Origin of the sequence: Bacteroides sp. MSK.18.37 (assembly GCF_019129155.2) — a bacterium.
Taxonomy (GTDB): domain Bacteria; phylum Bacteroidota; class Bacteroidia; order Bacteroidales; family Bacteroidaceae; genus Bacteroides; species Bacteroides ovatus.
The window spans coordinates 3,998,232-4,010,239 of sequence record NZ_JAHOIB020000001.1 but is presented as its reverse complement, the minus strand read 5'-3'; the positions used below and the strand labels follow the sequence as shown (position 1 = coordinate 4,010,239).

7 protein-coding genes are annotated in these 12,008 nt (G+C 43.1%); 1 reads left to right on the top strand and 6 read right to left on the bottom strand.

All coding sequences use genetic code 11. From position 1 onward, the window contains the following. Positions 1–54 precede the first annotated feature (54 nt). Positions 55–321: a hypothetical protein gene (locus KSX81_RS15460; protein WP_004299920.1), complete on the top strand. Its 267-nt coding sequence runs from the start codon at positions 55–57 to the stop codon at positions 319–321. 119 nt (positions 322–440) lie between these two features. Here KSX81_RS15460 and KSX81_RS15455 read toward each other — a convergent pair whose 3' ends face one another. From KSX81_RS15455 to KSX81_RS15430, 6 genes are read right to left on the bottom strand one after another with little or no spacing between them, the layout of a single operon-like run. Further along, a complete protein-coding gene (locus KSX81_RS15455; protein ID WP_022276192.1) occupies positions 441–2,012 on the bottom strand; it encodes a LamG domain-containing protein in 1,572 nt (523 codons plus the stop codon). A 36-nt stretch (positions 2,013–2,048) separates the two neighbouring features. After that, complete coding sequence (locus tag KSX81_RS15450) at positions 2,049–3,977, bottom strand: RagB/SusD family nutrient uptake outer membrane protein (protein ID WP_004299918.1); 1,929 nt, start codon at positions 3,975–3,977, stop codon at positions 2,049–2,051. Between the two features lie 13 nt (positions 3,978–3,990). Next, positions 3,991–7,236 carry a SusC/RagA family TonB-linked outer membrane protein gene (locus KSX81_RS15445; RefSeq protein ID WP_008649705.1) on the bottom strand — a complete coding sequence of 1,082 codons (3,246 nt, stop codon included), beginning with the start codon at positions 7,234–7,236 and terminating at the stop codon, positions 3,991–3,993. Between the two features lie 36 nt (positions 7,237–7,272). After that, the gene (locus tag KSX81_RS15440) at positions 7,273–8,664 is read right to left on the bottom strand and encodes a glycoside hydrolase family 76 protein (protein ID WP_004299916.1); all 1,392 of its coding nucleotides are present in this window, start codon (positions 8,662–8,664) and stop codon (positions 7,273–7,275) included. Positions 8,665–8,678: 14 nt separating this feature from the next. Next, entirely contained in the window at positions 8,679–9,926 is a 1,248-nt protein-coding gene (locus KSX81_RS15435) for a SusE domain-containing protein (protein WP_004299915.1), read from the bottom strand. Between the two features lie 18 nt (positions 9,927–9,944). Further along, positions 9,945–11,918 carry a LamG-like jellyroll fold domain-containing protein gene (locus KSX81_RS15430; RefSeq protein WP_032844600.1) on the bottom strand — a complete coding sequence of 658 codons (1,974 nt, stop codon included), beginning with the start codon at positions 11,916–11,918 and terminating at the stop codon, positions 9,945–9,947. Positions 11,919–12,008 lie beyond the last annotated feature (90 nt).

Sequence of the window (12,008 nt, the reverse complement as noted above, 5' to 3'; positions counted from 1 at the left end):
CACAAAGGTAGAGAATTGAAAACATATGTCTAATAATCATTAAAGCAAACGATTATGAAAAAATTAGTATTAGTAGTAGCAATGTTTATGTTTGTTTGTGGTGGTTCATTCCTTGTAAAGGCTCAGAGTTCTGCAGAAGCTGTGACAGCCCCGACAGAAATCAATGCAACAGTTGTCAATGATACAGTAGTAAAAGATACTGTAACTAAAGAAGACGCGCCTGCAAAGGCATCACTGGTTGCACTCGCCGCCAATGTCAATGATACAGTTGTCACAGACACTACATCAAAAGACAAACCGGCTGAGCCTGTCAAGGAATAACCTTGCCAACAACATGCAGGACATAGTCTGCCGAAGAATAGTAAGCACACTACAAAAAAAGCCATCCCTACTTTCGTCTATTCCGGGGATGGCTTTTTTATTATCCTATCTTCTTACAATTATTCTGTAGGAGTACTTGTTTCCAATATCGGATCTGTTTTCCAACTTGAAACAATATTTGCCGCCTCTGCTTCGAAGCTCTTTCCTGCCAAGGACACAAATGTCTTGGTATTACCATTTCCATTATTGAATAACCAATTAGCTACCATTCCATCCTTATCCTCACTCAACAACTTGCCGCTCTGCTCGGAGATCTGTTGATCCGACAAGGCTTTTGTCCAAATACGGGCATAACTGATAGCTCCGTTCAACCGGCGTTTACCATCAGACTGGCCGATGTAGAAATCAGAAGTAAGATTGATCTCTTTCAAATCATCCGGCGTACCGTTTGATAATTGAAGCGTTTCTCTGACACCATTTACATACAATGCAATCCGTTCGCTTCCGCTCTTACTATTATCCAATACCACAGCCACATCATACCACTTATTGGTTTCTATCTTAGTAGAGCCCTCATAGCGAATACTACCTTTATCATCTGCAGCAAGCTGAAGGAAACGTTCTTCATCATTGCTTCCTCCCTTATGCACGTCGACACGCAGCAGGAATTTCTTCTCTATACCCATCACCGTATTAATCCGGGCATTTCCATTGTCATTGCCATTCAACGACTCAATATTGAAACGAGCCTCAAATGTGATCGTACTCAAATTCTTTAGCGATTCATCTGCCGTACCATTATATTCAAACGGTACTTTAAAGTAATTACCGCTACCTAGGTTCGCTACTTTATCTGCCTGTACCACCGTAACGGTCAGACTTAATTCCTGTTCCGCTTCGTCTCTGACAAACACGGTAGTGATACCCGCTTTTTTACCTATTAAATTGAAACGAGTGTCATCCACCTGCTGAATAGCTACAATCTCTTCATCCTCTGCTGTCAGACTATAACCTCCGTTTCCTTTTTCTACCGTAATCATGATCTTATTGTTGACTCCCACTCTCGGTGTCAGATTGGAGACATCGATAGAAATCGGATTTACCGTCACCTGAACCACTGCCTGTTTTCCTTTATGGTCTGTAAAAGTCACTGTTGTATGTCCGTTCTTCAAACCTGTCAAAGTATAGAAAGGACGGAACTGATCTGTATTAACCATGCTGACAACCGTTTCATCCTCCACCTCATAAGACAATTCATCATTGCTGGAAAAGTTTCCCATGCTAACAATCAGTTGCTTTTCACCGGCAACTTCCAAGATCACCTCCGGTTCATTCACTTCCAATTCAAATACACCTACATTCACAGAAATATTGGCAACTACTCCTTCTCCATCCATTACTTCGACGGTAGTGGCCCCATTCTGTGAGCCACTTTTTACAGTTATCAATTCGCCGGAAACGGTAGCCGTTGCAATGGCAGTGTTGAAACTTCTCACGGTATAGTTTCCGTTTCCAACCACTACATTCACTTTGGCTTCCTCATTCTGCCCGATACGTATTACCGGTTTGTTCACAATCAACTCTATCAAGTCTTTAGCCACATCGTCGTCATCATCGTCATCACAACCTGTAACGGCAAACGATAATACCGACAAAAGCAACAGACACATATATGTATAGATTCGTTTCATCTGATTTTCTTTTTAAAGTTATACATTCCTACTGGTTTACCATCCGGGATTTTGCTCAATGGTCGGTGTCTTCTGCAACTCACTCTGGCGAATCGGGAACAGATAATGCTGAATAGAGAACGTACGTTCTTCCACGCAGAAACGCTCCATTCTATATTTCACACCGTCAACCGTAATGGCCCCATTCTCATCCTGCACCGGACGCATTCCGTTAATCATTCGCTGGCAACGAGGCAATGCACCGTTATTGGCAGCCCAGTATTTCTGTGTACGTTTTGAATTGTCACTCCCGCTCGATTTCCAAAGGCTTTCCTTTGCTAGCTCTTCCTTACTGGTGGGTTCCAGATACAAGCGGCAAGTCCACGGACGTTTTCCTTCATAAAAAAGTTCCACGCGACGTTCGCGCTGAATGTATTCACGCATCAACTGTTGATTAGTCTTTACTTCCGGCGGCATCGGTTTCATAAAAGAACGTTCACGAACCGTATTCACCAATTTATAAGCTTCATCGATATCCTCGCCCAATTCATTACAAGCCTCTGCATAAATATAAATAAACTCCGGAAGACGCCAGATGGCGGGCGCATTGATACTGAAGTTACCGGATTTGTTCCATGACTCCTGTTGGAATTTACGTAAATAATAACCGGTAGTAGTTGCATTGGTAGCACCAATCTTATCGGAACCACTCGCCGTATTGATCGTTTTCGACTCGTTCTTATTATTACGGTAAGGAGCTCCGTGATAAATTACATCACGATAGAAACGCGGGTCCCGAGTACCTTTCACATACGGATTAGTATCATCATAGCCACCTTTGCGGGCTTCTGCCGAATATACCGGATAGCCATAATCACCTACGATATATTCGTATTCATCCACTTGTTCCTGCACCGGTTGCTGGCGCGAACTTCCCTCACGGCTGGGCGGATAAATATCACCCTGCCATGCCTGATCCTTGCTCTTCGTCATAAAGAACACATACTCATTGGCAAAGGCATCCATATCATAAAACATATCCCACAAACGAGCATATACACGGCTGTCATTCAGATTACCGTCAGCCGGATCCTTGAAATCATTTGCATCATGTTTCGTATAGAGAGAATAACGCTTGGTTCCGCCGACTTCGAAATCCAGAACGGCTTTAGCCGCTTCTTTGGCTTTTCTCCAACGAGTAGCATCATAAGCATACTCATTTTCAAACACACGACGCAAGTTGTATCCATATTGAGAAGCACCGTTCCACAACGGAGTAGCCGCTACCCAGCGAACAAAAGAAATCAATCCCAGACAGGCTCCCTTATCCACACGCCCAAAATTCTCGGAAGTTTTCACATATTTATTAGGAACCATGCCATAAGCAGTTTGCGCATCCGTCACAATCTTTTCAACCATCGAATGAACAGATTCTTTCTTGAAGTCCATATTATCTCCGGCATTAATCACACGGTCAATATAAGGAGCTTCGCCATACATACGCAATAACAGCATGTGGAAATAACCACGCATGAAATACATCTCACCGATACGGTTGCGAAGATCACCATCCTGCTGTGGGTTGTCGGGCGTGTTATACTTCTGTACATTTTCTATAATCAGGTTCGCTTTACGGATTCCTTCATAAAGAGCTTCCCAATATTGCCCTACACTACCGGGCAAAGAATTCGGGTTCCAGGCACCGTTATTGAAGTTATTCGTAATGTTTCCCTCTACGTTGGTTCCTTCACATTCGTCCGTAATGGCACTGTTGCTGAAGTGCTCGAAGAACACCAGCGGACGGTCTGCTTTCTTTGCAGCCGCGTATACGTCGGAAACCAGTCCGTTCACTTTTTCGTAACGGGCAAAAACGTCCGCTTCCGTAATATTATCATCATCGTCCCGATCCAGGTAATCGCTACATGAAGTAAAGACCAACGGCAGGACCAATAAAGCAATTGCTGAAAATCTATATAACTTTTTCATATTTCTATCTTATTTAGAATGTTATATCAATACCAAAATTGAATACCTTTTGAATAGGATACCAGGAAGCTCCGTCTCCGGATTTCGTTTCCGGATCTATATCCACATCACCCAGTTTATCAAAAGTCAACAGATTCAGACCTTGCACATAGATACGTGCCTGTTGCACATGGAATTTACGTAATAATTTGGGTGATACATTGTAACCAATTTCCACATTCTTAAGACGCAGGTAGGAAGCATCATACAAAAACAAACTACTGTTTCCATTCTTGTTGTTATCATGTGTTCCATAATGCAATGCCGGATATTTGGCAGTAGCAGCCGTTTCCGGTGTCCAACGGTCCAGATGCATTTTCTTCACACGTCCGATCTTATCTTGTTCAAATTGCGGGAAGTCAAATACAGCAGCCCCATTCAACAGAATAGATGATTTTGTCGCACCTTGCAATAATACACTAAAATCAAAGTTCTTATACTGGAAACCGAAAGGAATACCGAACATCAGTTCCGGACTACGCGGATTTCCCATTGCTGTACGGTCTTCATCATCAATCACTCCGTTACGATCCAAATCCTTATAAACAACATCTCCCGGAATTAATTGTCCCCACGGCTGATAACCGATCTTGTTCAAACGGTCAGCCTCTTCCTGATCGGCTACAAAATGATCGAACACATAAACGAAGTTTTCGTATAAACGTTTACCGGTTTCTTTACGCCAGGAGTTCTTGCGGGCAACTTCCGCTTTATATTCCAAACGGTTGCGGGAGAAAGTCAGGTTCGGACGAATATAGTAACGGAAATCCTTTCCAATCTTATCATTCCAGCTCAATTCGATATCCACACCGCGGTTGCTTACTTCACCCAGATTCTGTAAAGCTGCATCTTTACCTACAATATCCGGATATCCCATGATACCGTCACTATTCATATCTGTAATAATGTCAAAACGATATTCATAAAATGCATCTATCGTCAATGCCAAACGTTGGTTCAGGGTAGTAAAGTCAATACCGACATTCAGTTTACGGGCTTTCTCCCAAGTCAGATTCGCATTAGCCAGATTACCTTCGGAAGTACCGCCTACATTCGTACCAAAGTTATTACCGAAATCATAACCACTGCCACCACCGTAGAAAGCCAGATATGGGAAACGGCTGCTGACATTGTCACTACCTACCAAACCATAGGAGGCTCTTACTTTCAGGAAGTCAATCCAGGAAGCCTTTTTCATAAATTCCTCTTCAGAGACTACCCAACCGATTGAACCAGCTGGGAAGAACCCGTAACGTTTGCCCGGAGCGAAGTTTTCGGAACCATTGTAACCGAAGTTAAATTCCATCAGATACTTCTGATTATAATAATAAGCAAAGCGTCCGGTGATACCCTGGCTATGATAAGCCAGTTCATTGTTAACAGTACGGTTACCACGGTTTGCCAATAACATGGCGGTCACTTCGTGGCGGTTGCTAAACAAACGGTTGTAATCCAAACGTGCCTGTATATAAGTACGTCCGTCAGAAGCGTTATGACTGAATCCGTTGCCAATAGTCTGGTCAATATCATATTTGTTACCCGTTTTGTAAGCACCCGTATAGTGTCCGCCTGCCATATAAGCATCCGAACCTTCGATCGGCATAAACGTCGCATATTTCGGATATTCACGATAACCGTCTTTGTAAGTATCCAGTTTGCGATTAATCCAGCGTCCTTCAGAAGCATCATAAGAGAACATCACTTCCGCTTTTAATCCTTTCGTCAGAAATTCCATATCCAGATTCATGGCAAAACTACCATTCAGATACGTGTTCTTTTCATTCAGATAACCGGTACGGCTCAATTCACCCAGAAGATTGTAACGGTAGATATTGTCACCATAAAGCATTCCACGAGGATTTTGCTGAATGTATTCCTCATTCTGCGGATGCGCATTTTCTTCCACCAGGATGGGCAGATATGGAGGCTGGGTAGCACAGATGGTCATCAGGCGACCGGCTGTTGTACCCGGTGCATTACGGTCGGTAATACGGGCCCCCAAATCCAAACGGGTACTCAAATAACGATTAATGTTGATATCGATGTTCGAACGGAAGTTGTAACGGGTGAACTTGGTTTGCGAGTCATATTCACCGGCATTCGAATATTTGTAGTTACCGCCTTGTGAAAAGTAATTGGCCAATACATAATAACGTACCTTGTCCGTACCTCCACGAATGGAGAGGCTGACATCTTCCTGCAAACCGGGTTTGAAGGCAAAATCATAATAATCCCAGTCATATCCCAAACCATCGGAGTTGTCTCCTTTCGCACGGCGGAAATTGTCAATCGCCTGTTGAGAGAAAAGGTTCAAACTGCTGATGTCTGCGCCCGTCATCTTGGCATCGTTCAATCTGGCTTCATTATATAAAGTTGCATAATCGGCAGAGCCTAAATATTCGGGGAAACCGATCGGCTGGTTAATACCAATAGAGGCTTTCAGGTTCACGGTTGCCTTTTCCGCTGCCTTACCACGTTTGGTAGTAATAACGATTACACCATTTGCACCACGGATACCATAAGCGGCAGTGGCGGAAGCATCTTTCAGGATAGTGAATGTTTCAATTTCATCCGGTGCGAGGTAACTCATGTCACGTTCGATTCCATCGACAATGACAATGGCACTCTGGTTACCGTAAGTTGCCTTACCACGGATAAACAATTCACTTTGATCCACACCCGGTTCACCACCCGCATACTGGTTTACAATCAACCCCGGCAGACGTCCGGCAAGCGCATTGTTGATATTGGCAGTAGGACTTTGCGTCAGATCTTTTGTCGTGATGGTAGCAACAGAACCGATCATCGTTTCTTTACGTTGTTTGGTATAACCTACCACAACCACTTCCTGCAAGGCTTTCGTATCTTCCTGTAGTAAGACAGTCAGTTCCTTCTTTGCACCGGGAACAATTTCCTGTGGCTGGTAACCCAGGTAAGAAAACACCAACGGAGCTTCCGCATAAGGCAGCTTCAATGTAAACTTACCATCCATATCTGTAATCGTACCTGCATTGGCCACCCCTTTCACGACAACAGACACACCGATCAACGGGTCATTTGTCGTCTTGTCCAATACCGTACCCGACACTGTTATTTTATGGTTTTGTGTGGCCTGCACCTTTGCCGTTCTTCCCGTTTGCGCCACACCCTGCAAAGGTATACCTGCAAGAAGAGTGCAAGAAACAGCCACCAGACAAATATTTCTTTTTATATGTATCATCTTTCTTTTCGATTTTCTATGTGTAATAAATCAATCTTATTCCTCTGCTTTCTTACCGAAATCCGGTCCGACCCAGTTGGCCTTTTCCGTTGCTTTACCTTGTACCCAGTCTTCATAACGAGCACGGATTTCAATCATTGTTGCTCCCGGGACTTCCGCATTCAAGGAGATTGTCAGGCGATCTTCCCTGTTGTCACGATTACCGAAGGTCGGTGCTTTTGCCCAGTCGTACTCCCACACATAATAGCCTTCGGGATGAGCCAACGTCCAAAGCACATCAGAACAGCTGCGCAATGCAGCGATAAACTTATTCTTGGTCTTTTCCGGATAAAGGCTGTTAGTCGGCTGTTTCACCATATCCAGGAAGTAACGGACAAATATTCCACGGAATAAAAGATTATCTCCCGAATTTCCTTCACCACTGAATACCGGATAGTTGGAATCCATCTTCTTATTCACTTGGTAAGAGCCGAAAGCAACCGCATTACGAAGATATTCATCCTCACCTGTAGCGTTGTACAGCTCCAGGGCAGCCGCCATAAATGTTCCCTGATTATAAGACAAGGCTACTTTATCAGGATCTCCCGGTGTTCCGTCATCTTTAATACTAAGATTATCATATACCTGTCCGGTGGAAATATCACACAGATAAGCCGTCATCCAGTTGTATACCTCTTTGGCGAAGTTCAGGTAATAAGCAGCCTGCTCTTCCCAGCCATCTTTAGCCTCCTTAACGGTAAGTTGATACAATTTCATAGCCAGAAGGCAACCGGGACCATTGGAACAAGACATACGTGAAGCCGGCGCATCCGTTTTCCATGCCATTCCTCCTACCCCTTTATAGTCATTCTTCGCTCCCTTGATATGGTTCCACATCTTCATCAACGCACTGTAGTAATCCTGATCGCCAGTCAATTCATAAACCCGTAGACAAGACAGTGCCATCCATTCCATATCATCATAGAAGTTATTCCAGAAGTCTTTGCCACCATAACCGCAATGTTCATTCCAGTCATCAAAAGCCGGCAGGAAAGGTTTCATGATGTTTTCATACAAATGAGCTTGATATTCGGGATTGTTTGCGTGACGGATATAAGCATCGATCACGATGTCCAATGCATGTCCCTGCGACCATCCGCCGCTACCGCCCGTGCTTGCCGGTTCTCCGGTTTCCGGTGTATTCGGTTTTTCCCAGTAAATGCTTCCACAAAAGGTATCCCGTCCGCTGGCATTCTCATAGAAATATTTGATATAAGTTCCCGTACTTTTGTCGGCTGCATCTGTCCAGTTCACATCCGACACATATTCACCGGATGAATTACCTTTGTAGATGTCTCCCAGATCGCCGTCGTCACAAGCTGTAAATATTGCCAGTGCACCGCTTAACAACAAAGCTCTTTTTGATAATGATACTATATAGTTCTTCATATTATTATTCAGTTTTAATCTTCATTCGTTTCCGAAGCTACCCAACGGTGGGTGTACGTTCCAAACTCTGCATTGAAATAGAGGGTTACATCGGTTTTCACCGTAGCATAATAGACATTTCCCTGCTTTTCGCCCCATTGCAGTAATTCGTCGCAGAAACGGAAACTGTAATCCCATGGATCTGTGCCCAATGCCAGTTGATATAAATTATAATAGCTGTTGTCGGTAGTCAGATTCGGTTGCCCTTTATCTTTCTCCTTATGTCCCCAACGGTAGGTTGTTCCGTTGATTTCCATCTTAAAGCTATGACGGGTTTCACCGCTTCCTGCCCAACTTTCCGTTTGTTTCCGGGCAGTATAATTCTTCACACCCCATTTGCCATATCCCAGATAGTTGAAATCCTGTCTATACCCACCCGAATGGTTATAAAGATATACAGCTCCTATTTCATCGTAACTGATCGTTTGTTCACCCATATTGATGGTAATCCGGTAGATGCCTGATTGAGGAACCGTAACTGTATAGTCTTCACCATCATTACGCTCACGCAACACTCCGTTGTCGTCTACATAATAATAGCATTTGCGACCTTCTACAGTAGACATAAATATAAATGGCTGGTCGGCTTTCAATTGAGTGAAAGTCTGATAGATTCCTTCATTCTGACGGAGCATTTGTTGTGCTTCCGCTTCATCACCATCATCTTCCGTGCCCACGCCAGTGATATAAACCGGCTCGTTTTCAGAAGGCATATCATCAATGCCGTCCATCATAAAAATTACGAAATAACCTTCCAGACTACTAAGAGCCTGATCCAATCCGCAATAAGCACGCACCTTCCAACGCAGTGTGCCGTTGGTATTGCAACGGAATTTAGCCAGTTTACCTATTGTGTTTGCCTGATAATGGGTTAAAGTCAACTGCGATTCCAAACCGTTATTGTCAGAAAAGATCGTTTCTACCGGTTTGGTAAAGTCTCCCCCGATCGTATCAATCAATACTTCATAACGATATACTGTATTTCCGTGTTTCTCGGTAGGCGTCCATTTCAGAACAATATCCGTCAACGAAGCACCCGAAAGTACTACTCGCTCGCCACTAGCCATTGCATCCATTGTTCTAACAGGTTCAGGCGGAACAATCGGTTCATAATCATCCGGATCAAATCCCGGATTCAGTTTATTGTCACAAGCCGTCAGTCCGATAAGAAAAAACAGCAGGGCAAATTTGATTAGTTTTTTTGTTATCATATTGTTTCTCATATTATTATATTCCTAGTTTTAGTATGAATGAGGACATTCAATTGGTTCAAAGCGGCTCTTATCTCCATTATAAGTTGCAGGAAGTTCCGCTCCCCAGGCAGGTTTATTTTCGCTTATATTCTGCAAACAAACTTGCGCATCCAATCCGCTGCCGCCATTTCCCCAATTTTCAAAAACTGTAGTACCTCCGACACCTTTCGAGAATACCCAATATCCCATCAAGTCAGAGTGTTCTTCTGCATTAAGGATTTTGCACATATTCGCTTTAATTTCACTTTCGTCCAACGCTCTCTTCCACATCCGTGCCTGATAAACTTTGCAATATCCTACCCGATATGAATCTCCGGAACGTCCAATCAACAGTGCTTTATCATTTCCACCTACATCTGTCAGATTGAGAGATGAATTAGGGGCACAATCCTCATAAGAGTTATCTGCAGGAGTCAACGTTTCTCTCACCCCGTTTATATACATTTTATAAGCCTCTTTAGTACTTGATTTCGTTCCATCATATACAATGGCTATATGATACCATTTACCCGGAGTCTTACGTCCACCTTCCGAATCATCGCAATAAATAGTTTGCTGACTACGGAAACGGGGATCACTCTTACCATTAATTTTAGTGGCTATTTCAAAACGCGGATTCACATCCTTAGCTTCTGCACGAAGCAGGAATACACTTTCCAAACCTATAAACGATTGCATAGAACGAGTATAAGTCGGATAGAACACAACCTCAAAAGTAAGCTGATTCATACTTTTCACCTCTGAATGTGATTCGGCATACTTTTTAATATCAATTTTAAAGCATACGTCATATTCCATACGATAACATACCGGATTCACATAAACTGGTAACGTCAATTTCTGACCTGCCGCATCAGACAGTTCCAGTGTGGTAGTCCCGAGCTTCTTTCCTGTTAGTTTTAACTTGGTAGCCCCGTCTTCCGTAATCAATTCTGCGGTTTTCAAATAGGTTTTATTATCATCTGTGAGTTGTGCCAACTTATAATCACCATTTCCTCTGGTAATAGCTATTTCTGTAGATGCCTCATAACCACCGATGATTAAAGAAGTTGCTTCATTTTCCAGTTTAAGGTTATATGGATTCACTTTCACCGAAATCTCCTCCACAGAACCTTTCTGATCTGTCACAATCACTTTCACATCACCTCTAGCTTTGGGTTTCAAGGTAATCAGGTTCTCTTTTTCAGTAGCTTCCACAATCGTTGCATCCGTAGTAGGCTCGCCGTCTCCCACCTGATAAGCGAAACTATATCCGCCATTACCTCTCTCAATAGAGATATATTGAGATTCGGCATCCGGTTCGGCAAAAGTGGCTTCATCACTTTTCAGTGTCAGATCCACGATGTTCACTACCACAGGAATAGTGATTGTCTTACCTTTCTTATCTGTTATCGTAATATTTACCGGATCGGCTCCAGTCTCGAACTTGGCAGTCAACGGAATAACTTGTCCGGATAGTTCACCCACTTCCAAAAACTTATCAGCACCTTCCGGTATGGAAATCTGATAATCTCCGTTACCGGTCAAAATCTTCACCAGTCTCTTTTCACCGATAAAAAGGTCAAAACCTTCTTCCGGTGCATCTACCGTCAAATCCCAGAGTTTTGCTACCCGAACCAGCACTCTAGCCACTTTCTTACGTCCATCTACTATTAATATAGTGGTTTCCGTACGGTTATTTTCTTCCAACTGGCTATTTTCGGTAGCTTTAATAGTCACCTTATTACCATTGATTGTAGCCGTCGCCACGTTTTCATCAAATGGCTTCACATAATAATCGCCATTACCGGAGGTGATACTCACCGTAATTTCGTCTCCTTGTAGTAGTGTCACCGAATTATTATCGACAACCAGATCTGTTGCCGGTTTCACTTCCTGTTCTTCTTTATCATCACTGCACGATACCATAAAAAATGGAATGGTCAATGCTGAAAGAAATAAAAAACTAAGTTTCCTTTTCATTAGATTAAAGATTAATAAATTAATACTTTTCAAGTTTATCTACTCAAAAACTTCGATGAGACAAAGATAAAATCACTAAACTCTACCAAA

What these genes read in the sequence shown, in the direction of transcription:
- KSX81_RS15435 (WP_004299915.1), bottom strand. Translation starts at nt 9,926, where the DNA reads ATGAGAAACAATATGATAACAAAAAAACTAATCAAATTTGCCCTGCTG.
- KSX81_RS15455 (WP_022276192.1), bottom strand. Translation starts at nt 2,012, where the DNA reads ATGAAACGAATCTATACATATATGTGTCTGTTGCTTTTGTCGGTATTA.
- KSX81_RS15440 (WP_004299916.1), bottom strand. Translation starts at nt 8,664, where the DNA reads ATGAAGAACTATATAGTATCATTATCAAAAAGAGCTTTGTTGTTAAGC.
- KSX81_RS15450 (WP_004299918.1), bottom strand. Translation starts at nt 3,977, where the DNA reads ATGAAAAAGTTATATAGATTTTCAGCAATTGCTTTATTGGTCCTGCCG.
- KSX81_RS15445 (WP_008649705.1), bottom strand. Translation starts at nt 7,236, where the DNA reads ATGATACATATAAAAAGAAATATTTGTCTGGTGGCTGTTTCTTGCACT.
- KSX81_RS15460 (WP_004299920.1), top strand. Translation starts at nt 55, where the DNA reads ATGAAAAAATTAGTATTAGTAGTAGCAATGTTTATGTTTGTTTGTGGT.
- KSX81_RS15430 (WP_032844600.1), bottom strand. Translation starts at nt 11,918, where the DNA reads ATGAAAAGGAAACTTAGTTTTTTATTTCTTTCAGCATTGACCATTCCA.